The sequence below is a fragment of the Bacillus sp. FJAT-42315 genome (genome assembly GCF_002797375.1).
In the GTDB taxonomy this organism is placed as follows: Bacteria; Bacillota; Bacilli; order Bacillales; family Domibacillaceae; genus Bacillus_CE.
Genome location: NZ_KZ454941.1, coordinates 3256180 through 3280764, shown reverse-complemented (window position 1 = coordinate 3280764; position 24585 = coordinate 3256180). Strand labels below are relative to the sequence as shown.

The following is a 24585-nucleotide window of genomic DNA, read 5'->3' as shown; positions in this document are numbered from 1 at the left end:
ATGGAGATAACATCAAATTGTTACCTATCACCATTAATCATGATCACCATTCAATTGTTCCAGCGCGTTCCGGAAGTGTTGGAGTTTTATCAACGGAAATTCCAATACATTCACGTGGATGAGTATCAAGATAGTGCGACACGTTGCTAATTGAAAAGATTAGCCACTAGCCGATGGTTAGGAGAACTGATGATTTGAAGAGTCGAATGAAAGAGGTAACGCTCCGAAAGGCTCTCCCTAATCCTCCGAATAGCGTCAAGATAAGTAAGTGTCTTGGGGTTATAAGCTCGGTGAAGTCGGCTGAATGTTGCCGTAACAAGTCAAGTTGACGCAAGCTTTCCAGAGGTGGAAGGCGCAACAAATAAGCCGGGGGTCTATAAATCGCTTATGGTGAGAATGTTGGTGCGAAAAAGCCAACTGACGAAAATCCGAATGTACGGCTCTAGAGGTATAGATACTAGAAATGGTATTACCACGATGCGTGGTGCTAGTGAGGTGGAGTAAGAGTTGTCTTTATGAAACACCTTGTCGTGTTATAGGCACGTCTAAGCTAGCAGGGCTAGAGGATTCACCTAAAAGTGTATGTACAGATAAAATCATTGGAACGTGGGAAGCTGACAACGTGGAGGTCTTACCTGCCGTTGAAACGGTGATAAGGAAAGGCAAAAAGCGATAACTTATCTTTATGTCAGTGATAGTAGTGGCACAGTACCATTGAAGTGATGGAAACATCATGGAGGGATAGCCACTAGTCAATTTGTTAAAGCAACTACATTTATCGTCTATCAGGTTCGAGTATGACTAAGAGAAGCGAAAGCTAACCATTAATTGGGTGGTGATTAGTTGACTGATAACAACCAATAAAAGCCTTAGACAAAATCAACAAACTTCGCAAGTTGGTTGGAAACGATAAAATAGTAGCTTGATGATAACAAGTTGATGGAACGCCGTATGCGGGGAAACTCGCACGTACGGTGTGAATGGGGGGAAAAGCTGGAGATGACATCAAAGGCTTACCTATCCATATCGAACCGAGCCCAATATATGTTAGTGAAACTATTAGCGAGTCGCTTCCATAATTTATGCGTGGTTGGGGACTCAGATCAATCCATTTATCGCTGGCGTGGCGCAGATATTGCGAATATCTTGTCATTTGAAAAGGATTATCCGCAGTCGAGATCAATTTTTCTTGAGCAAAATTATCGCTCGACGCAATTGATTTTACAAGCGGCGAATGAAGTGATCAAAAACAATTCGAATCGTAAGCCGAAGAAGTTATGGACGGAGAATCAAGAGGGGCGTAAACTGTCTTATTATCGCGGAGATAATCAGCAAACAGAAGCGCAGTTTGTAGCTGGGGAAATTAAAGAAATGACTGATAGCGGCAAGCGAAAACGGTCAGATGTGGCGATTTTATATCGTACCAATGCCCAGTCTCGTGTGATCGAGGAAGTATTGATGAAGTCGAATATTGAGTATACAATTGTCGGCGGAATCAAGTTCTATGATCGTAAAGAGATTAAAGACTTGTTAGCTTATTTACGTTTAATTGCTAATCCGGATGATGATATTAGTTTGCAGCGGATTATTAATGTGCCAAAGCGTGGCCTTGGTTCCACGTCTCTCGATAAGATTTCTCGTTACGCCCAAGAAAACGATATAACGATGTATCAAGCATTGGCAGAAGCGGATTTTATCGGCTTGAGTGGGAAAGCGGCGAAAACAGCGATTGAGTTTCGTCGGTTAATTGAAACGTATACGCAGCAGCAAGAATATTTGTCTGTGTCTGAACTAGTAGAAGAAGTATTAGAGCGCACAGGTTATCGCGATATGTTAAAAGCGGAAAAAACGATTGAATCGCAAAGTAGACTTGAAAATATTGAAGAGTTTTTATCCGTAACGAACAGCTTTGAAGAGGCGAATGATGATAAAAGCTTAATCGCCTTTTTAACCGATTTGGCGCTTGTAGCGGATATCGATCAGCTCGGCAAAGAAGAGGAAGAACAAGATGCAGTCGTATTAATGACTTTGCACTCTGCTAAAGGCCTTGAGTTCCCAGTCGTCTTTTTAATGGGTATGGAAGAAGGGGTGTTCCCGCATAGTCGCTCATTAATGGAAGAGGAAGAAATGGAAGAAGAGAGACGTTTAGCTTATGGTATGAAACGTTTGCCAGAAATCGCTTAAGGCGAAGGGATTGGCAGGGTTAGCATAAATTTTGCTAACAACAACTGATATTACGACACCACGGCGGAGAACCCAAATAATCTCCGTGACTAGATGGAAGCTAATACTCCCACATGCAATTCTGGTAACAGGTTGTGTGAAGTTGGGTAAAGTCGCACTAAGTAGCCCTAACAGGACAAGCTGAGGAAAGGTTAAACACTACTGTGAATATGGTGCGGGCTGGGCAGCTGTATATGGTTAGAATTTAGATAACTAATGACGAACCACTGAATGTACGTCTCGTAGAGCGGGCAATAGAAATGTTGTCTAATTAACTATATTCCAAAGGATTTATCGTATGGGATTCTGATGGATAGAACTAATGGGTTGTTCTACTGAAAAGGTATAGTCGGGATAAAGGTGGAACCTAAGTACAGTTATATACCTAGTAATATCGGAACGTTTGAGACCCCTAACGTTTAGTAATCGCTTGGGGATTGCGAATCGCATGAAAGAGCATGAATAGGGGAGTCAGTAGGGGCATAGTACTGTTGAAGCTTTGTAATGGAAGTGGAGGGAAGGCCCCAAGTCTAACATCAATAGTAATCGCTATCCCATGTGGAAAGAAGGCGATACGGTTGAAGGTCAAAGAAAAAGATATTTGGCGATATGGTATTAACGATATCGAGCAAATATTATTTGATAAAGCATTAACCAAAACACGATTTAACCACTTATGGCAATACGTCATAGACGAAGTAAATATTATTTGTTCAATTAAAATTATAGGTAGCAATAAAGGTAAGAAAACAGCAGGTCCAGACGGTCTAACATTTAACAACATTATGAAGCTCGATATTGATGTCGTTATAAAGGAAGTTAAAAATCGGTTATTTGGTTCAAAACAAGGTAAAGCAAGACGTGTGATGATACCAAAAAGCAACGGGAAGATGCGACCATTGGGCATTACAAACTTATTCGATAGAATTGCACAGCAATGTGTGAGGAATATCTTAGAACCAATTCTTGAAGCACATTTCAATCCTGAAAGTTTTGGTTTTAGAAAGAATCGAAACGCTCAAGAATGTATGTCCTATATCGCAACTACTTTACAATACAATAACGAAGGTCATATCTATGATTGCGACTTAAAAGAATACTTTGATACCGTACAAATCGACAAAGTGTTAGATAAGTTAAAATCAAACCATAATATACATGATTTAGCATTTCTAAAATGTATAAAACGGTTAATGTGGATTGATTTGATACAACCAAAAGAAAAATATAACGGGATTGGATTAAGGCAGGGTACGATTTTAGGTCCAATACTCGCCAATGTGATGTTCCATGATTTTGAACTTCGACTTCATGAAATAAATGACTTTAAGCGAGACAATGGACGCCAAATTATCCAAAACCCTAATATTCATAAAAACCATGGTAAGAATTATAAACGTGGTCGGGAATTTTACTTCAATTGGTTGCAAGAACGTAGAGTAGTGAAAATTATTCGATACGCAGATGACTTTGTATTAATTAGCAAAGGTAAATATGATATATACGATGCAATAATGATGCTAGAAGATTGGTGTAAAGAAAACGGATTAGAAATAAATCGTGACAAAACAAAACTTATCCCAATCCATGGCGACACACAATTGGAGTTCTTAGGTTTTAAATACCGAAAAACAAACAGTACCAAACAGAACTCGTTTATCATTTCGGTTAAAGACCAAAAGAAACTTTGGAAAGAAACGAAACGAAAACTTGAATGGTGTCTATGGAAAGGCAATTTAGATTACTTCATCGTATATATAAGAGGAATATTTAATTACTACAATATCTGCACGAATTTAACGTGGCTTATAAGTAGAATACAGTTATTGCTTATTAAAAAGATGGTTAGACGCAGAGAGGTTAAAATTGATATAGTCAGAAATCCACATGTAAGCTTTATGGTAAACGGTCAACTATTAGACCTTTGGGAGATGAGGAAACATAGTGTAAAAAGTACAACTAATTATATGTATGAAGTACACAAATTGTGGGAACCAAATCAAACAGAATATAAAGCATTAGAGTGGCTGAACTATTTCTTTGAAAACCGAACGAAAACTGGGAAAAATAGTAGCAATATTATTTACATCCCAAGTCTACTGAACCAACACAAAAAAGAACCGATTTTAGATAAAGAATATTTAACAATGGACCCACAAGAAATTCATATACATCATAAAATCCCGAAAAATTTGGGTGGTACGGATAGTTACAATAATCTTGTAATGTTAAGTAATACATCACATAAATTCGTACATGATGTGAATTTAAAATTGAAGGATTTACCTGCCTATATAAACTTAAAACAATTGAACAAATATAGAAAACTCTGTGGTTATAATTCATTAAAATAATGCGAAACTGACTATTGATGATTAGATGGAACGCCGTGTGCGGGGAAACTTGCACGCACGGTGTGGGGTGGGGGAAAAGCTGGAGATAACTTCAAAGGTTTACCTATCACCATTTGGAATCACTAGAGCGGAAGAAGAGTTATATTTAACAAATGCTCAAATGCGCACCTTATATGGTCGAACAAATATGAATCCAGTGTCGCGCTTTATTGGTGAAATTCCAGCAGATTTGATTGATAATATGGCAGCTGCTGAAAGAGTCAACACACCATTTGGAGTGAAAACTCAATCGCAAGCACCACGCCGTCCGGTGGCACGTCCGCGAATCAATACAGCTAGTAGCGGTACTGACTGGAAAGTAGGCGATAAAGCGAGCCATAAGAAATGGGGAACGGGTACGGTCGTTAGCGTGAAAGGCAGTGGAGATGGCGTCGAATTAGATATTGCTTTTCCAAGTCCGACTGGCATTAAGCGACTGTTGGCTAAATTTGCACCGATTCAAAAAGCTTAAAGAGAAAGGGTGTCTTGATGGACAAAACTAAAGCAACAGAACGAGTACAGGAGCTTCATAATATATTGAACCAATACAATTATGAGTACTATGTACTGGATCAACCGTCTGTACCTGACGCTGAATATGATCGTTTAATGCAAGAATTAATCAAGATAGAAAATGAATTTCCAGATTTACAAACACCGGATTCCCCTACTCAGCGTGTAGGGGGCGAGGTGCTTGAAATGTTTAATAAAGTCCGTCATGATACAGCGATGTTAAGCCTAGGCAACGCTTTTAATGAAGGAGATTTACGCGATTTTGACCGTAAAGTGAAGCAGGCGATCGGTGAGGAAAGCTATTCTTACGTCTGTGAGTTGAAAATTGATGGACTGGCCGTTTCATTAAAATATGAACAAGGATTATTTGTTCAAGGAGCGACCCGTGGAGATGGAACGACGGGTGAAGATATTACCGCTAACTTAAAAACAATTCGCTCGATTCCATTACGGACTAATCAGCCTTTTACGTTAGAAGTGCGGGGCGAGGCATTTATGCCAAAACAGTCATTTATTGCATTAAATGCGATTAAAGATGAAAAGGGTGAGGAGCCCTTTGCCAATCCACGTAATGCAGCAGCAGGCTCCTTGCGTCAGCTGGACCCCCGGATTGCGGCTTCTCGTAATCTCGATATTTTCTTATATGGGGTAGCTAACCCAGGTGAAACAGGGGTAACTTCTCATAGCGCTGGTCTCGATCTGCTTGATGATTTAGGCTTTAAAACGAACAAACAACGAAAAGTATGCGATAATATCGATGAAGTGATTGACTATGTGGCAAGTTGGGTAGACAAGCGCCCTAGCTTACCTTACGAAATTGATGGAATTGTCATCAAAGTCGATTCACTTGAACAGCAACAGGAGCTTGGAGCAACAGCGAAAAGTCCACGATGGGCGATTGCATACAAATTTCCGGCTGAAGAAGTGGTGACGACGCTAATTGACATTACGTTAAGTGTCGGACGGACAGGCGTGGTGACCCCGACCGCGATTTTACAACCGGTACGTGTAGCGGGAACAACGGTACAACGCGCTTCTTTACACAATGAGGATTTAATTAGAGAAAAGGACATTAAGCTTGGGGACTATGTTGTCATCAAAAAAGCGGGAGATATCATCCCGGAAGTTGTCAATGTGATTGCAGAACGCCGAACAGGTGAGGAGGAAGAATTTCATATGCCGACGCACTGCCCAGAATGTGATGGGGAGCTCGTTCGGTTAGAAGGAGAAGTGGCTCTTCGTTGTATGAATCCGAAATGCCCTGCACAAATTCGGGAAGGGATGATTCACTTCGTTTCCCGTAATGCGATGAACATTGATGGTTGCGGTGAAAAAGTGGTGGCTCAGCTGTACCGCGAACAGCTGATTCAAGATGTATCCGATCTCTACAAGTTAACGAAAGAACAGTTGATCAACTTAGAACGCATGGGCGAAAAGTCAGCAGACAATTTACTTCAAGCAATTGAAGCATCAAAGGAAAATTCGCTAGAAAAATTATTGTTTGGCTTGGGTATTCGTCATGTTGGAGCGAAAGCAGCGAAAACATTGGCGCAACACTTTGAAACGATGGATGCATTGGCTGAAGCGGATTTTGAACAATTAACGGCCATTCATGAAATTGGTGATAAGATGGCTGAAGCAATTGTTGCTTATTTTCACCTGCCAGAAGTGGCAGAACTCATCGAACATCTCAAAGCGGCTGGTGTCAACATGGTGTATAAAGGTCCGAAGCTTGCGACAGTAGAACAGTCCGATTCTTTCTTCGCTGGGAAAACGGTCGTTTTAACAGGAAAACTACATCAGTTGACGCGCAATGAAGCGAAAGAGCGCATAGAAGCACTTGGTGGAAAAGTATCAGGCAGTGTGAGCAAAAAGACTGATCTCGTCATTGCTGGGGAAGAAGCAGGTTCTAAATTAGCAAAAGCGACGGAATTAGGCATTGACGTATGGGATGAACAAAAGCTATTGGACGAACTTAATTAATAAGAGGTGGCTCGCTTGAAGCAGAAAATATTTTTGGCAGCATTAACGGCTTCTTTACTAATTAGTGGTTGTGCGCCGAAATTAGAAAAGACCGAAGAAATCATTAAAGGTGATGGCAAAGGAGAGAAAGCGATCATTCCGAATTACCAAATCTCTGAAGATTTTTATCGAACGCTAACACCGTTTAAACCGGGAAAAGCAAGAGGAATGGTCGTTGCTAATTTAAATACTCGCTATGATATCGTTGAATTTGAAACAGGGTTAATGCGAATCGCCCAAGAGAACTTTTCTCCAGACAGATATTTGTTCCAAGAAGGGCAAATGCTTGATAAAGATACGGTCCGAGCTTGGTTAAATAGAAAATATACCGATGCGCAGCTAAAAGAGAAAGAGATGAAGCCGGAGGAGAACCTAGGATTAAACCCGGTCGATAACGGCAAAGGCTCGGTACAAGAGCGAAATGAGAAAAGCCCGATCTATTTAGCTCATATTATGGAGCATAATTATTTAACGAAAACGAAAGAGAATTCATTAGAATTGAGTGGAGCGGTCATTGGATTAGCATTAAACTCTGTTCACTATTATACAAAAGAAAAATATGGTGCTCAGTATGAACACAAGATTCCGGATGAAGTAATAGAACGAGAAGGAAAGAAAATTGCTGAAGAAGTAGCGAAGCGAGTGCGAACGACAAAAGGCTTAAAGGATGTGCCTGTGACAATCGCTTTATTTAAACAGCAAGCTCAAAACTCGGTCGTTCCGGGAAATTTCATCGCCTATACGCATCTAGATGAAGATGAGGACACGATTGGAAAATGGCAGCAAGTCAATGAGAAATATTATTTATTCCCGTCACCAGAAGCAGAAAAAGAGCGGAGAGATGATCTAGGCTATTTTTTAAACTTTAAGCAAGATGTGGAAAAATATTTTAAAAATTATAATGGTGTGGTTGGAAAGGCATTATATCATGGGGATGAGCTAGTGAGCTTAACCATTGAAATCCCGATTCAATTTTATGGAAAAGCGGAAGCGATTGGATTTACCCAATTTGTTACCGGATTAACGATGGATCATTTTCCTGCTTATATACCAGTCGAAGTAACGATCACATCAACGAGTGGACCAGAAGCATTAATTGTTAAAAAACCGAATGCAGATAAACCATCTGTTCATATTTATGAATAGAAGAGCGGTGAGCCCGCTCTTTTTTTTGTGGGAATTTGTCGAAGGAAAATTTAAAATTATTTGAAAAATCTGTTCACTTCTAATATTTTCTGTTATATAATACGAGTAACAGAATAAACAACTGTAATATAACAAAGAGGGGATGAAGTTCATGGCCACTCAAACAGCTGGCATTAATGTAACAGGGGCAATGCGACCGGGTTATGAAGAAATTCTAACACCTGATGCACTGCAGTTTATTGAACAGCTCGAACGGCGCTTTGGAGAGCGTAGACTCGAACTTCTGGAAAAGCGTCAAGAAAGACAAAAAGAGTTTGACCAAGGTAAACAACCAGACTTCCTAGAAGAAACAGCACATATCCGCAACAGCGAATGGTCCATTGCGCCACTACCAAAAGACCTCCAAGATCGCCGAGTAGAAATTACCGGCCCAGTAGACCGGAAAATGGTCATCAATGCACTGAACTCGGGCGCCAAATGTTATATGGCTTGCTTTGAGGATGCAACTTCACCAACATGGGACAACATCATCGAAGGACAAATCAATATGCGAGATGCGGTGAACCGCACAATTAGCTTTGAAAACCCTAACGGAAAGAAATATGAACTAAAAGAGGAAACAGCTGTGCTTATCGTTCGCCCACGAGGCTGGCATTTAGAAGAAAAGAACGTACAGCTCGATGGGAAACCAATCTCTGGAAGCCTTTTTGATTTCGGTTTATTCTTCTTCCACAATGCCTTGAAGCAAGTTGAAAATGGCACAGGGCCATACTTTTACTTGCCGAAGCTTGAAAGCCATTTAGAAGCGAGACTTTGGAATGATGTCTTCCTTTTTGCTCAAAAGTATATCGGCATTCCGAGAAGTACCATTAAAGCGACGGTACTAATTGAAACGATTGTGGCAGCATTTGAAATGGATGAAATTTTATACGAGTTACGTGATCATTCCGCTGGTTTGAACTGTGGACGCTGGGATTACATTTTCAGCTACATTAAAAAGTTCAGAAATCAAGAGAATGTGATTTTACCAGACCGGGCTCAAGTAACAATGACGGTTCCATTTATGAGTGCTTATTCACAACTGACGATTAAAACATGCCACCGCCGAAAAGCTCCGGCAATTGGAGGAATGGCGGCTCAAATTCCGGTTAAGGACGATGAGAAGAAAAACGAAGAAGCCTATGCAAAAGTACGGGCAGATAAAGAACGTGAAGCCGAAAATGGACATGACGGCACTTGGGTTGCCCATCCTGGCCTTGTTCCTGTTGCACTTGAGGCGTTCAACGCAGAAATGAAAAAGTCCAATCAGATTGAATCGAAAAAACGGGAGGACGTTCAAGTCTCTGCTGAAGAACTTCTTGCCGTACCAGATGGTGACATTACTGAACAAGGAGTCCGCGTCAATATTAGTGTAGGCATTCAATACATCGCCTCCTGGTTAAGCGGACGTGGAGCAGCACCGCTACATAATTTAATGGAAGATGCGGCGACTGCGGAAATCTCACGTGCTCAATTATGGCAGTGGATTAGACATTCAAAAGGTGTATTAACTGACGGCCGCGAAGTGACAATGGAATTATATAAACAATTGAAAGAAGAAGAAGTAGAAAAACTGAAGCAAGAAGTAGGAGAAGAAGTATTTGCCTCTAACCGATTTGAAGAAGCGGCTCAGCTATTTGATCAATTAATTATTCAAGATGAGTTTGAGGAGTTTTTAACTTTACCAGGTTATAAAATTCTTTAATATAAAAAAACATTGGGGAGGAATTATCATGACAAACGAACGCGTACAACAATTACAAGAAAGCTGGGAAAACGATGCAAGATGGCAAGGGGTCACTCGTCCATATTCTGCCGAGGAAGTCATCAAGCTTCGTGGATCAATTGACATTGAACATACACTCGCTCGTCGTGGTTCTGAAAAGCTATGGAACTATATGAAAACAGAAAACTTCATTAATGCACTTGGCGCACTAACGGGTAATCAAGCGGTTCAACAAGTGAAAGCTGGTTTAAAAGCGATCTACTTGAGCGGCTGGCAAGTAGCAGCGGATGCGAACCTTTCTGGACATATGTATCCCGACCAAAGCTTATATCCTGCCAACAGTGTACCAAGCGTTGTGAAGCGTATTAACCAAGCGCTTCAACGTGCTGACCAAATTGCTCATATGGAAGGCGACGACTCGATCGACTACTTCGCGCCAATCGTTGCCGATGCAGAAGCTGGTTTCGGTGGACAACTGAACGTATTCGAATTAATGAAAGGCATGATCGAATCAGGTGCGTCTGGTGTTCACTTTGAAGATCAACTTTCTTCAGAGAAGAAATGCGGTCACTTAGGCGGGAAAGTACTTCTTCCAACACAAACAGCAGTTCGTAACTTAATTTCAGCTCGTCTAGCAGCGGATGTTATGGGTACGCCAACTGTATTGATTGCACGTACGGATGCGAACGCAGCGGATTTAATTACAAGTGATGTCGATTCTTATGATGCACCATTCATCACAGGTGAGCGTACATCTGAAGGTTTCTATCGAGTAAAAGCTGGTTTGGATCAAGCGATTTCTCGCGGTCTTGCTTACGCTCCATATGCTGACTTAATCTGGTGTGAAACATCTGAACCGAACCTTGAGGAAGCGCGTCGTTTTGCTGAAGCGATTCATGAGAAATTCCCTGGTAAATTACTTGCTTACAACTGCTCTCCTTCATTTAACTGGAAAGCAAAACTTGATGACGAAACGATCGAGAAGTTCCAAGTTGAGCTTGGGAAAATGGGTTACAAATTCCAATTTGTTACATTAGCTGGGTTCCATGCGCTTAACCACAGCATGTTCCAATTGGCTCTTGGCTACAAAGATCGCGGCATGGGTGCTTACTCTGAACTTCAACAAGCAGAATTCGATGCTGAAAAAGATGGCTACACAGCAACACGCCACCAACGTGAAGTAGGAACAGGCTACTTCGACCAAGTATCAATGGTTGTTACTGGTGGAGAATCCTCTACAACAGCTCTTAAAGGTTCAACAGAAGAAGAGCAATTCCAAAAGCAGTAATCAAAGTGAGAAATAACCTCCGAGTGAATAAGCTCGGAGGTTATTTCTTTTAATAAGAAGCTACTAGAAAGAGTACGAGCGTGGTAAAATAAACTTTGTGCGAATTGCTATAAGCTCGGGAAATTTGATAAGATGAATAGTATTGTGACACGCTTTAATTTTTATGGAGGTGAAGGAAATTGACACGTATTACAGAAGAACAAGTGAGACATGTGGCGAATTTAGCGCGCCTTGCGGTGACTGATGAAGAGGTAGAGAAATTTACATCTCACCTTGATGCCATTATCTCTTTTGCTGAGCAATTAAATGAGTTAGATACAACGGATGTATTACCAACATCCCATGTTTTAGATATGAAAAACATTATGCGTAAAGATGAGGCGAAACCAGGCCTTCCGCAAGAGGAAGTATTGAAAAATGCCCCGGATCATCAAAATGGGCAAATTCGCGTGCCATCTATTATGGAGTAAGGAGGGAACAGGATGACATTATTTAATCATAAGCTGACTGAGCTTCACGATCTTTTACATAAAAAAGAAGTGTCCATCCCTGATTTAGTGGATGAATCTTATAAAAGAATTCAAGAAGTAGAGGACAAGGTTCAAGCTTTTATCACATTAAACGAAGAAAATGCTCGCAAACAAGCAGAAGCATTACAAGCAAAAATCGGAACAGATGAGGCAAAAGGCCTTTTATTTGGGATGCCGATTGGAATTAAAGATAATATCGTTACAAAAGGGTTGCGCACAACGAGCGGAAGCCAAATTTTAAATAACTTCGACCCGATCTACGATGCAACGGTAATGAACAAGCTTCATGAAGCAGAAACGATCACGATCGGTAAATTAAACATGGATGAATTTGCGATGGGGTCTTCAACAGAAAACTCTAGCTATCAAAAAACGCGTAATCCATGGGACTTAGATCGTGTACCAGGTGGATCTTCAGGTGGTTCAGCCGCAGCAGTAGCCGCAGGAGAAGTACCATTTTCTCTAGGTTCGGATACAGGTGGTTCGATTCGTCAACCAGCCGCTTTCTGTGGTGTCGTAGGATTGAAACCTACATACGGACGTGTATCTCGTTTCGGTTTGATCGCTTTCGCTTCTTCATTAGATCAAATTGGTCCAATTACACGTAATGTTGAGGACAATGCATACTTACTAGAAGCGATTTCTGGTGTCGATCCGCATGATTCTACATCGGCGAATATCCCAGTTGATTCTTATACACAAGCCTTAACTGGTGATGTGAAAGGTCTTCGTATTGCTGTGCCGAAAGAATACCTTGGTGAAGGTGTGTCAGAAGACGTACGCCAATCCGTTCTTGATGCATTGAAAGTGTTAGAAGGCATGGGCGCAACTTGGGACGAAGTATCGCTTCCACATTCTAAATATGGAGTGGCGACTTACTACTTATTAGCGTCATCAGAAGCTTCTTCTAACTTAGCTCGTTTTGACGGTATTCGCTACGGCTACCGCGCAGAAAATGCTGAAAACTTAATCGATCTTTACAAGAAAACGCGTGCGGAAGGCTTTGGCGATGAAGTAAAACGCCGCATTATGCTTGGAACATTTGCATTAAGCTCTGGTTACTATGATGCGTATTACAAAAAAGCGCAACAAGTACGTACATTAATTAAAAAAGACTTTGAAGATGTATTTGAAAACTATGATGTCATCATCGGTCCAACAACGCCAACACCAGCGTTTAAAATTGGTGAAATCATTAATGATCCATTAACGATGTATGCGAACGATCTTTTAACGATTCCTGTTAACTTAGCGGGCGTACCAGGTATTTCTGTTCCATGTGGCTTCTCAAATGGTATGCCACTTGGTCTACAAATCATTGGTAAGCATTTTGATGAGAAAACAGTATATCGTGTTGCTCACGCGTTTGAACAAGCAACAGACTTTCATAAACAAAAACCAACATTGTAAGGGGTGAACAAAATGAACTTTGAAACGGTCATTGGATTAGAAGTCCATGTAGAGTTAAAAACGAATTCAAAAATCTTTTCATCGGCGCCTGCTCACTTCGGGGCAGAGCCAAATACAAATACAACGGTCGTTGACTTAGGCTACCCAGGTGTACTTCCAGTTATCAACGAACGCGTCGTCGAATTTGCGATGAAAGCAGCAATGGCACTGAATTGTGAAGTGGCATCTGTTACTAAGTTTGACCGCAAAAACTATTTTTACCCGGATAATCCGAAAGCTTACCAAATTTCCCAATTCGATCAACCAATCGGTGAAAACGGCTGGATCGAAATCGAAGTAGACGGCAAAAAGAAAAAAATCGGGATCACTCGCATTCATATGGAAGAGGATGCTGGTAAATTAACTCACGCAGGTAACGTTTCTTTATGCGATTACAACCGCCAAGGAACGCCGCTTGTGGAGATCGTATCTGAGCCAGATATTCGCACACCAGAAGAAGCATATGCTTATTTAGAAAAATTAAAATCAATCATCGAATATACAGAAGTGTCTGACTGTAAAATGGAAGAGGGTTCTCTTCGTTGTGACGCTAACATTTCATTACGTCCATACGGTCAAGAAGAGTTTGGTACAAAAACCGAGTTGAAAAACTTAAACTCTTTTAACTTTGTTCGTAAAGGATTAGAATACGAAGAAAAACGCCAAGCAGATGTGTTATTATCTGGCGGTGTGATCGATCAAGAGACTCGTCGTTTTGACGAATCGACTGGTCGAACATTATTAATGCGTGTGAAAGAAGGCTCCGACGATTACCGTTACTTCCCTGAGCCAGATCTAGTTGACATCCACATCGATGACGAGTGGAAAGAGCGTGTACGTGCAACGATTCCTGAGCTTCCGGATCAGCGAAAAGAACGTTACATGAACGAGCTTGGCCTACCTTCACATGATGCTAACGTATTAACGATTACGAAGGAAATGGCTGACTTTTTCGAAGCAACGGTGGCAGCGGATGCTGATGCGAAACTTGCTTCTAACTGGTTAATGGGCGAAGTATCCGCTTATTTAAACGCAGAAGGCAAAGAGCTAGCTGAATGTGAATTGACACCAGAAGGTTTAGCTGGCATGATTCGTTTAATTGAAAAAGGCACAATTTCTTCAAAAATCGCCAAGAAAGTATTCAAAGAATTAATCGAAAACGGTGGCGATGCAGAGACGATCGTGAAAGAAAAAGGCCTTGTTCAAATTTCTGATGAAGGTGTGTTATTGAAATTCATCAATGATGCATTAGATGCGAATCCGCAATCCATCGAAGACTTCAAAAACGGAAAAAGCAAAGCAACAGGCTTCCTAGTAGGTCAAATCATGAAAGCTTCTAAAGGACAAGCAAACCCAGCTGTACTGAACAAATTATTATTAGAAGAAATCAAAAAACGATAATGAGTGGACCTCCCGAGCAGATGCTTGGGAGGTTTTTTTGTGTGGTGGGGAGTTCAGTAAAAAAGACAAACAAATCAGCAAATCTCCTAAGTTAAATCTGTTAAAACCTAATTTTTCTAAAAAAATTTTAATTGATCTTTATTTTAAACCAATAGCATGGTAATATTATGTAATATATTAGACAGACAGTCGGTCTATAAGAAGGAGCTGTAAAAATGAGAGTTATAAAGAAAGCTGAGGAGCGTAGGAACGAAATACTTGATGTAGCAGATGAACTTTTCGGTCAGAAAGGTTTTGATGGAACGAGTACAAACGATATTCTTGAAAAGGTTGGGATTGCACGAGGAACATTGTATCATCACTTCAAGTCAAAAGAGGATATTATGGATGCGCTGATTGAGCGCTATAGTATCCGTCTTTTAGAGACGGCGGAGGCAATTGCCATGGACAAGGACATACCTGTAGTCGACCGCATTATCCGCGTTGTCATGTCACTGAACATCAGTGGAGGAGGCAGTCAGGAAATAATGGAACACATTCACAGGCCGCAAAACGCGCTTATGCATCAGAAAATACAAAAGGTCATAATCAACGGCGTTCCACCAATACTGACGAAAATAATCTGTGAGGGCATTGAACAAGATCTATTCAATACGCCGTATCCATATGAATGTATGGAAATGATTGTGGTGTATGCGAATACAATTTTTGATGATGATATGGTGAATATGACGAATGAAGAGCAGGTTTCACGTATACAGGCGTTTGTTTTCAACGTAGAAAGGCTACTCGGTGTCGAAAGCGGAAGTCTTACGTACATGATGAAGATGTTTGACGGTGGAGATAGAAACAGCAATGAATAATTCAGGAAATGTCTTCTCGGGTAGTAGTAGAAGAATGGCTTACTTATTGAGTTTTTTATGTGTTACTTCAGCCATTTATACAATTTGAAAACAGAGGTGACTTATGTATTACAAAATAATCCGTAATGATATTTTAAAAAGCAAGTTGATAACGCTGACAACAACGATATTTGTCGCTGTTGCAGCTATGCTTGTTGCTCTCTCGGCAATACTTGTTGTAAATCTTTCGGGTGCGATAGATACACTCATGAAGCAAGCGAAAACTTCGCATTTTATGCAGATGCATTCAGGAGATATTGATATTGGACGGCTTGCGGATTTCGCAGAGCAGAATAGCAATGTCGATGAATTTCAAGTGGTTGAATTTCTCAATGTTGATGGTTCGCAAATTATAATTGATGGAAACTCGCTTGCAGATACTGTTCAAGATAACGGCTTCAGTACACAGAATGAAAAATTTGATTATCTCCTTGATCTTGACGGAAATATTATAAGTGTATCTGATGGAGAGGTTTATGTTCCAGTAGGTTATATGAAGGATGGCATTGCAAAAGTCGGTGACAAAGTTGTGATAGATCGAAAGAAATTTACTGTTGCAGGATTTTTTCGAGATTCACAGATGAATTCGTTACTTGCCTCGTCAAAGAGGTTTCTTGTGAGCGAAAATGATTATGCGGCAATAAAGGATTTCGGGAGCACGGAATATCTGATTGAGTTTAGGTTAAAGAACTTGTCTGAAATTGGCGCATTCGAAACGGCTTACACCTCCGCAGGACTTGAAGCAAACGGACCGACAATTACATATCCGCTCTTCAAAATGCTTAATGCCATTTCCGATGGGCTGATGATTGCGGTCATACTTCTTATAAGTGTGCTTGTCGTTGCTATTACATTTATGTGCATACGCTTTACGCTTCTTGCGAAAATCGAAGACGATTACCGTGAAATAGGTGTTATGAAAGCAATAGGGCTACGTGTTTCTGACATAAAAAAGATTTATTTTGCGAAATACGCGGTCATTGCAGCAACTGGTTGTACTCTCGGGTTTGGACTTTCCTTTGTGTTCAGAGGCATGCTTCTTGAAAATATACGGCTTTATATGGGCGAAAGTGAAAAGTCTTCTCTTGCTTTAATTGTTGGAATAATCGGGATATTGATTGTATTCCTTGCAATTATTTCTTATGTAAGCAAAGTGTTGAAACGTTTTCAAAAAATATCTGCGGTGGAAGCTATAAGATTTGGCACTTCACAGGAAAAATCTGCAGGAGCGAAACGTTTTTGTCTAAGTGGAAACAGGTTACTTAACACCAATGTTTTTCTGGGAGTAAAAGATATTTTTATGAGAAAAAGTATTTACATGACAATGCTTGTCGTGCTTGTGATTTCTACATTTATCATTATCGTTCCACAGAACCTGTACAACACTATTTCCTCAAAAAACTTCATCACATATATGGGGATAGGAAATAGTGATATGCGTATTGACATTCAGCAGACTGACAATATTTCTAAAAAAGCAGCGGAAATTGCAAAGACGCTAGAACGTGACAGATCTATCTCTAAATATGCTGTCCTTACGACGAAAACATTCAAAGTAAAAACGGATGATGGATCAGAGGAAGGAATAAAAATTGAGCTTGGCGACCATTCGATATTCCCAGTAGAATATTCGGAAGGCAGAGCTCCTGTCAAAGAAGACGAAATTGCACTTTCAGCTATTAACGCTGATGAGCTAGGTAAAAAAGTCGGTGATGTTATTACACTGATAATTGAGGGGAAGGAGAAAAATCTCACGGTATGCGGAATTTATTCCGACATTACTAATGGTGGTAAAACCGCAAAGGCTGTTTTCTCTGACGATTCGGCAGAAATGATGTGGTGCGTGATTTACACGGAGTTTTCGGATCAATCTCTCGTTGAAGGAAAGACTTCGGAATATGCAGATAGGTTCACATTTGCAAAGATTTCGAGTATTGATGAATATATTACACAGACATTCGGCTCGACAATACACTCCGTCGGAAAGGCATCCTATGCTGCAATTGCCGTTGCGCTGATTATAGCGGTATTAGTTACACTGTTGTTTATGAAAATGCTTATTGCAAAGGACAGATACTCTATTGCGGTCATGAAATCGTTAGGTTTTACAAACTCGGATATTACAATTCAGTATGTTTCGCGTTCGGTATTTGTTCTGATCGTAGGAACTGTTCTTGGGACGCTTCTAGCAAACACTTTTGGAGAGCTACTTGCGAGCACGGTGATCTCATCGTTCGGAGCGTCGTCGTTTGAGTTTGTTGTTAATCCACTTTCTGCGTATCTATTATGCCCATTGATGATGATATGCTCAGTACTTATTGCAACAATTATCGGTACATCGAGAGCGGGAAAAATAAAAATATCTGAAAATATGAAGGAGTAAATTATGAAGAAGATTATTATCGGTGAAAATATAGTAAAGTCTTTCGGAGTAGGTAATGAAAAACATAATGTTCTCGATGGAGTGTCCGTGGAAATAAATGATGGAGAATTCGTTTCGGTTATGGGGCCTTCGGGATCAGGAAAATCGACGCTGATGTATGCGATGAGTGGAATGGGGAGTATTGACGGCGGAAAGGTTTCTTTTGATGGCAGGGATCTATCAGCACTTAGTGAAAAGGAGCTTGCTGACATACGCAGAACAAAGATGGGTTTTGTTTTTCAGCAACCGACTTTACTTAGAAACCTGAACATTCTCGATAATATTATTCTTCCTTCCATGCGGGATAACAGAAAAAGCGCTGCGAAGATTATTGAAAAAGCAAGATTGCTTATGAAAAAGGTTGGTATTGCGGAACTGGAACAGCGTGATATTACCCAAGTTTCAGGAGGACAGCTTCAGCGTGCGGGAATATGCCGCGCACTTATTAGTAATCCTAAAATTATCTTCGGTGATGAGCCGACTGGCGCACTTAATTCAAAATCCGCACAGAAAATTATGGATACAATTTCTGAAATAAACACAGAAGGTACTGCAGTTATGCTTGTCACTCACGACGCAAAGGTTGCGGCTAGGACGGAGCGTATTCTGTTTATGTGTGACGGGAAAATCGTGAGCGAAATGCGGTTTGATAAATTCAATGGCATAGATATTGATGACAGGGTGGAGAAAGTTATGGGTGAAATGAGGGGACTAGGAATATAATTAGGTTCAATGAAACTATTAAGTTCGAGTCACACGAAAGGGACTGTTTGGCATATAAAAATTTAATTCACAGTTGACAAGTGGGATATAAAAACTTAAAATAAACCTATAAAAATAATCGGAATTAAAACAGGAGGGAACGAGTATGCAAGAACAGTATAAAGTCATACCAGGTGCAGAGGCATTTTATTTTGAAGGAAATGACATCGGGATTTTGCTTTCTCACGGTTTTATTGGAACGCCGCAAAGTGTCCGTTTTTTAGGAGAAAGCTTGGCAACCAAAGGGTTTACTGTTCTTGCTCCTCGCCTTAAAGGACATGGGACGCACTACTTGGATATGGAGAAATGTACGTATGAAGATTGGTATGAAAGCTTTAAGGAAGGTTATCACGCATTAAAAGCTCGCGGAAAACGTATATTTGTGATGGGGCAATCAATGGGTGGTACATTAACGCTTAAATTAGCATCGGAATATAAGGATATCGAAGGAATTATCACGATTAATGCCGCTCTCACCATTCCAGAGCTTGAATATTTGAAAAAAGCCCCAGCTCCGCGTTTTATCGAGGAGGGAGCCCCAGATATAAAGGCAAAAAATGTGGAAGAAATTACGTACGACAAAGCACCTGTCCGAGCGATTCGTGAATTGCAGAGTTTAATGGTAGAGATTCCAAGTAAACTATCAAACATCAAGGTGCCAGCGCTTTGCATTAAATCTTTCATCGATCATGTCGTTCCACCAGAAAATACGACGTTTATTTATAAATATATTTCATCAAAAAACAAACAGCTCCTTACTTTGCCAAACTCTTATCACGTAGCGTCTATGGATCATGATAAGGAAATGATTGTCGAGCAGGCTACGCGTTTTATTTGGAAGCATTCGAGAACACACTCGTATGTGTCTGCGAAGTAATAGGAAAAGGGTGTCGGAGATTGACACCCTTTTTCTGTTATTTTATTACATCTACTATGATTTCAACTGCTTTCTCCATCTCTTCTTCCGTCACCGTAAGCGGTGGAAGAAGGCGAAGAACGTTAGTGCCAGCTGTTAAAATAAGCAAGCCTTTTTCTCGGGCAGCGGTGACGAATGGAGCAGCTTCACGATCGAGTTCAATGCCAACCATTAAGCCTTTACCCTTGATTTTTTTCACTTGTGGAGCAGTAGAGAGAGAGGACTCTAGTATGCTTGCAAACTTTTCTCCTTTTTTAGCGACTTCAGCTAAAAAGCTTTCGTTAAAAATCGTTTGCAATGTCGCTTTAGCAGCTGCTAGTGCCACAGGGTTTCCCCCGAACGTTGACCCATGTGAGCCAGCTGAGAAGGCAGTCGCCAGCTCTTTTTTTCCGATGATCGCACCAAGTGGCAAACCGCTCGCGATTCCTTTCGCTGTGGATACAATATCGGGGTCAAGGCCGAGATGTTGAAAGGCGAACGCTTTTCCTGTCCGACCAATTCCTGTCTGCACTTCATCAATAATGACGAGCGCCCCTTTTTGATGAGCGAGCTCAACGGCTTTTTGTAAAAACTCTGCTTCTCCGGAATTGATCCCGCCTTCTCCTTGAATCACTTCAAACATAATCGCAGCCGTGTCTTCATCTAGCGCTTGTTCAAGTGCTTTCCAATCGTTCAAAGAAACATATTCAAACGTCGGTAGCATCGGGCCGAAGCCTGTTTTGATTTTCTCCTGTCCAGTAGCCGCCATTGTGGCAAAAGTGCGGCCGTGAAAGGAATCGAAAAACGTGATGACCTTGCTACGACCGGTCGCTTTACGGGCAAGCTTAATCGCTGCTTCATTCGCTTCGGCTCCGCTGTTAGCAAAAAAGACGAGGTCGAGCCCAGATGCTGCTGTTAATTGTTCGGCGACTTCTTCTTGTAGTTCAATTTGAAATAAATTCGATGTATGCCAAAATTTATTTAACTGTTCCTCGATGGCGTTTTTCACTTGATCGGGAACATGGCCGAGGTTGCAGACGCTGATTCCAGAAGTGAAATCTAAATAGACTTTTCCGCTTTTATCTGTTAGCCAAGCCCCTTTTGCAGCAACGGGTGTGACATCCCAGCGAGCGTAAGTAGGAAATAAGTGGCTCATAAAATCACCTTTTCTTTTACAAATTTTGTCCCGTGCCATTCACCATTTTGGTAAAAGGCTTTCTTTCCAGATACGATATGAACTTGTTTCACATGATCAGAAAACGTTTGGAGCGCTGATTGTACTTTCGGAATCATGCCGCCGCTAATAACTCCACTTTCAATGAGCTCATTCGTCTGTGCTTCGGATAGTTCAGAAAGCAACTCTCCATCTTTCATCACGCCATCAACATCCGTCACCATGAGAAAATGTTCGGCTTTTAAGGCGTTAGCGACCGCAGCTGCGGCAAGGTCAGCATTAATATTTAACACGCTACCATCTGGACCAGCGGCAATCGGTGTTAATACCGGAAGTAACTGCTGCTCACATAATAATTGAAGGAATGGACTATTCACTTTTGTTACTTCTCCAACAAAACCGAGCTGTTCTTGATCAATAAATTTTGCTTGAAGCAGACCGTTGTCGCTTGAGTTCAATCCAATGGCGGCTAAACCATGCTTTTCTAGCAGGCGAACGAGCTTGCGGTTAAGACTTCCAGAAAGAGCAAGTTCAGCTGTTTTTAACACTTGTTCACTCGTTACGCGCAAGCCATTTTTAAATTCACTTTTCACTTGTAACGTCTCAAGCATGTCATTGATTTCTGGTCCTCCACCGTGTACAAATACAATGGAATAGCCTTGTTCTGTCAGTTCTTTCATACTAATAAAAAATGCTTCGGATAATTCACTTAACACACTTCCGCCGCATTTAACAACAATTGTTTTCATGGGATACCTCCTTGAGAAAAAATAGGAAGGAGCCTGATGGGTGGGCTCCTTTGTTTTTAATAAGAGAATGTTAACCGGCGTCTTGCGCTTTTCTTGATTGTCTAGCTCCAAGCGCTAGCGGCTAGTGAACTTCCGCCTTCCTCCTTGCGATAAGTCAACATCGATTCACTGTCGTTCATCGTGTTGTCTAGCGCCGCCAACTAGCCGCTCGAGGTCAAAAGTCAATCCGCCCAAAAGGTTAAAGAGCAACCTTTCAGTCGGCTCGTCTTTTGCTTGTCACGGCTGAACGAGTTGGCTTTGCATTTCGTTTTCCTTTATCTCGTGCGGATGGCTCCAGTTCATACGCCGCTGACCAGCGCTTTCCGCTTTTCTTCATTGTCCAGCTCCAGACGCCAGCGACTAGTGGACTTCCACGATCCTCCTTGCGATAAGTCAACATCGATTCACTTCCGTTCATCGTGTTTCCTTTATCTCGTGCGGATCATTCCAGTCCATACGTCGCTAAGCGGCGTCTTGCGCTTTTCTTCAAGTCCGATAGCTTGCGTTGATTTTGATGTAGTCGTAGGAGAGGTCGCAGCCCCAGGCCATTCCGTGTCCTTCTCCTAAGTGGAGGTGGATGGAGATTTTGACGGTTTCTCCTTTAAAGTATTCGATGATTTGGTCCTCTGAATAAGCGACGACTTCGCTTTGTTCAAGGATTGTTTGGTCGCCGATTGCGATATCGATTGTTTCTGGGTTAACGGTGATGTCGGCGTATCCAACAGCGCTAATGATTCGTCCCCAGTTGGCGTCTGCACCAAATACGGCTGTTTTGACGAGGTTTGAGCCAACGACTTCTTTCGCTGCGATTTGTGCCTCTTTGTCATTTAGTGCACCAAATACTTCAACTTCTACAAGCTTTGTTGCTCCTTCGCCGTCTCTCGCAATCTTCTTGGCTAAAATTTCGCTTACTTCCTTTAGCATCGCCATAAATGTATCCCACTGTGGATGATCAGGGGAGAGCGGCTCATTGCCAGCTAATCCATTGGCCATCACGATAACGGTATCATTCGTTGAAGTATCGCCATCAACGGTGATTTGGTTAAATGTTTGGTCGGTGACTTGGCGAAGCACCGTTTGTAAGTGCTCGGCGGCAATCACCACATCTGTTGTAATAAAAGCAAGCATCGTCGCCATATTTGGATGGATCATGCCAGAGCCTTTTGCTGCGCCGCCCACTGTGACCGTTTGACCATCAATGACAGCTTCAAAGGCGCATTTTTTCGTCATTAAATCTGTTGTTAAAATCGCCGTTTCGAATTGCTCGGCACTTGCTTCATTAGAAGCTGGCTGTAGCTTTTGAATACCGCTTTCGATTTTATCCATTTGTAAATGTTCGCCGATGACACCTGTGGAAGCGACGGCTACGTAATGCTCGGGTAGTTGGAATTTCTCAGCAAGTGATTTTCGTGATTGGTACGCATCCTGCAATCCTTGTTTTCCTGTACAAGCATTGGCGCAGCCACTGTTGACGAGAATCGCTTGTAATTTCTGTTCAACGGAAAGGCTATCTTGCGTCACTTTAATCGGTGCTGCTTGGAAATGGCTCGTCGTATACACAGCGGCACTTTCTGCTGGGACTTCTGAGTAAATCATCCCTAAATCGTTTCTCGTTTCACGGACACCTGAATTCACGCCAACAGCGGCAAATCCTTTCGGGGAGATGAGCGAGCCTTGTTGTATTTCATGAATAGCTGACATGCTTATTTTCCTCCTATGGGTACATCGGGAAGCCCTTTAAACCGGCTGTTTCTTCCAATCCGAACATTAAATTGGCGTTTTGAATGGCTTGCCCTGCTGCCCCTTTCATTAAATTATCGATCACGGCCACAATAGTGACGCGATTTGTTCGTTCATCTATATCAATACCGATATCGCAGAAGTTAGATCCTGCTACTTCTTTCACGCCAGGAAATTCCCCAAGAGGGCGGACGCGGACAAAATGGTCATGTTGATACGTTTCTTCATATATTTGATGCAGCTGTTGTGCGGACATTGGTGTTTTTAACGGTGCATAAATAGTTGACATGATCCCACGTGAGACTGGCAACAAGTGAGTGGAGAACGTAATCGGTCCAGTGGTTTCATCCCATAGATTCAACTGTTGCTGAATTTCAGGAATGTGTTGATGCTCGTTCACTTTATAAATCTTAAAATTATCATTCATTTCAGCGAAGTGGACCATTTGTGACAAGCCACGACCAGCTCCTGATACGCCAGATTTGGCATCGATAATGATCCATGAAGGGTCGATCGCTTTTGCTTGCAGAGCTGGTGCTAGTGCTAATAAAGTCGCTGTTGGGTAGCAACCAGGATTAGAAAGCAAGGTTGCTTGTTGAATATTTTCGCGATTCCACTCCGTTAAGCCGTAGACTGCTTGTTCTAGCATATGGACAGTAGCGGGCTCTTTTTTGTACCACTTTTTATAATTTTCTGGATTTTTCAGACGCAAGTCTCCTGATAAATCAACGACTTTCGTATCGTTGGCTAGCAGTTGCGGGGCGAGTGTCGCGGCGGCTCCAGATGGGACAGCTAGAAAAACGACATCCGCTTCTTGGGTAATTTTTTCCGTATCAATTTTCATTAAAGGTAAGGGACAAATGTTGAGCAAATGAGGGTACTCCTCTGTTGCAGGTACCTTGTCTTTGCTTGAAGAATAAATGGCATCAAGGTGAAAATCCGGATGATTGGATAAAAGACGTATAAGTTCAATTCCACCATATCCGGTTGCACCAATAACAGCAGCTTTCATGGCAACCTCCCGATGTATTTTTATTTATATTATTACATAAATATTAATATTTTTTATAATTATAAGATTGTTATAAAATTAAATCAACCGTTTTTGCAAAAATATGTGATCATTGCAGGGTTTATTCAAAAAATATAGAATATAAAACAAGTGGTTCAAT

At 41.4% G+C, this 24585-nt stretch carries 17 protein-coding genes and 3 pseudogenes; 15 read left to right on the top strand and 5 right to left on the bottom strand.

Annotated elements, in window-relative coordinates:
• From CEF22_RS15995 to CEF22_RS15925, 15 genes and pseudogenes are all read left to right on the top strand, one after another.
• Positions 1-135 (top strand): annotated as a pseudogene (locus CEF22_RS15995) (UvrD-helicase domain-containing protein); the annotation flags it as partial.
• Between the two features lie 891 nt (positions 136-1026).
• Positions 1027-2175: pseudogene (locus CEF22_RS15990) on the top strand (3'-5' exonuclease); the annotation flags it as partial.
• A gap of 626 nt (positions 2176-2801) precedes the next feature.
• Entirely contained in the window at positions 2802-4577 is a 1776-nt protein-coding gene (locus CEF22_RS15985) for a reverse transcriptase domain-containing protein (protein WP_198508083.1), read from the top strand.
• A gap of 73 nt (positions 4578-4650) precedes the next feature.
• Positions 4651-5088: pseudogene (locus CEF22_RS15980) on the top strand (ATP-dependent DNA helicase PcrA); the annotation flags it as partial.
• A 17-nt stretch (positions 5089-5105) separates the two neighbouring features.
• Positions 5106-7112, top strand: a complete 2007-nt coding sequence (gene ligA / locus CEF22_RS15975; protein WP_100403651.1) for an NAD-dependent DNA ligase LigA — start codon at positions 5106-5108, stop codon at positions 7110-7112.
• 15 nt (positions 7113-7127) lie between these two features.
• Complete coding sequence (locus tag CEF22_RS15970) at positions 7128-8297, top strand: CamS family sex pheromone protein (RefSeq protein WP_100403650.1); 1170 nt, start codon at positions 7128-7130, stop codon at positions 8295-8297.
• A 151-nt stretch (positions 8298-8448) separates the two neighbouring features.
• Positions 8449-10041, top strand: a complete 1593-nt coding sequence (gene aceB / locus CEF22_RS15965; protein ID WP_100403649.1) for a malate synthase A — start codon at positions 8449-8451, stop codon at positions 10039-10041.
• A gap of 28 nt (positions 10042-10069) precedes the next feature.
• The gene (gene aceA, locus CEF22_RS15960; protein WP_100403648.1) at positions 10070-11350 is read left to right on the top strand and encodes an isocitrate lyase; all 1281 of its coding nucleotides are present in this window, start codon (positions 10070-10072) and stop codon (positions 11348-11350) included.
• Positions 11351-11529: 179 nt separating this feature from the next.
• Entirely contained in the window at positions 11530-11820 is a 291-nt protein-coding gene (gene gatC, locus CEF22_RS15955) for an Asp-tRNA(Asn)/Glu-tRNA(Gln) amidotransferase subunit GatC (protein WP_100403647.1), read from the top strand.
• A 12-nt stretch (positions 11821-11832) separates the two neighbouring features.
• The gene (gatA, locus tag CEF22_RS15950; RefSeq protein WP_100403646.1) at positions 11833-13290 is read left to right on the top strand and encodes an Asp-tRNA(Asn)/Glu-tRNA(Gln) amidotransferase subunit GatA; all 1458 of its coding nucleotides are present in this window, start codon (positions 11833-11835) and stop codon (positions 13288-13290) included.
• Between the two features lie 12 nt (positions 13291-13302).
• Entirely contained in the window at positions 13303-14730 is a 1428-nt protein-coding gene (gatB, locus tag CEF22_RS15945) for an Asp-tRNA(Asn)/Glu-tRNA(Gln) amidotransferase subunit GatB (protein ID WP_100403645.1), read from the top strand.
• 215 nt (positions 14731-14945) lie between these two features.
• Positions 14946-15593, top strand: coding sequence for a TetR/AcrR family transcriptional regulator (locus CEF22_RS15940; RefSeq protein ID WP_100403644.1), 648 nt, complete (start codon positions 14946-14948; stop codon positions 15591-15593).
• 103 nt (positions 15594-15696) lie between these two features.
• Positions 15697-18015, top strand: a complete 2319-nt coding sequence (locus CEF22_RS15935) for an ABC transporter permease (protein WP_100403643.1) — start codon at positions 15697-15699, stop codon at positions 18013-18015.
• A gap of 3 nt (positions 18016-18018) precedes the next feature.
• Complete coding sequence (locus CEF22_RS15930; protein ID WP_100403642.1) at positions 18019-18777, top strand: ABC transporter ATP-binding protein; 759 nt, start codon at positions 18019-18021, stop codon at positions 18775-18777.
• Between the two features lie 145 nt (positions 18778-18922).
• A complete protein-coding gene (locus CEF22_RS15925; protein WP_100403641.1) occupies positions 18923-19693 on the top strand; it encodes an alpha/beta hydrolase in 771 nt (256 codons plus the stop codon).
• A gap of 37 nt (positions 19694-19730) precedes the next feature.
• On the opposite strand, the gene CEF22_RS15920 is transcribed toward CEF22_RS15925, so the two are convergent.
• From CEF22_RS15920 to argC, 5 genes are all read right to left on the bottom strand, one after another.
• Positions 19731-20867, bottom strand: coding sequence for an acetylornithine transaminase (locus tag CEF22_RS15920; protein ID WP_100403640.1), 1137 nt, complete (start codon positions 20865-20867; stop codon positions 19731-19733).
• Positions 20864-21634, bottom strand: coding sequence for an acetylglutamate kinase (argB, locus tag CEF22_RS15915; protein ID WP_100403639.1), 771 nt, complete (start codon positions 21632-21634; stop codon positions 20864-20866). The genes CEF22_RS15920 and argB overlap by 4 nt, the downstream gene beginning before the upstream one ends.
• 253 nt (positions 21635-21887) lie before the next feature.
• Positions 21888-22091, bottom strand: coding sequence for a hypothetical protein (locus CEF22_RS15910; RefSeq protein ID WP_100403638.1), 204 nt, complete (start codon positions 22089-22091; stop codon positions 21888-21890).
• Between the two features lie 68 nt (positions 22092-22159).
• On the bottom strand, positions 22160-23374 hold the full coding sequence (gene argJ, locus CEF22_RS15905) for a bifunctional ornithine acetyltransferase/N-acetylglutamate synthase (RefSeq protein ID WP_100403637.1): 1215 nt from the start codon (positions 23372-23374) through the stop codon (positions 22160-22162).
• A gap of 13 nt (positions 23375-23387) precedes the next feature.
• The gene (gene argC, locus CEF22_RS15900) at positions 23388-24425 is read right to left on the bottom strand and encodes an N-acetyl-gamma-glutamyl-phosphate reductase (protein ID WP_100403636.1); all 1038 of its coding nucleotides are present in this window, start codon (positions 24423-24425) and stop codon (positions 23388-23390) included.
• Between the last annotated feature and the right edge of the window lie 160 nt (positions 24426-24585).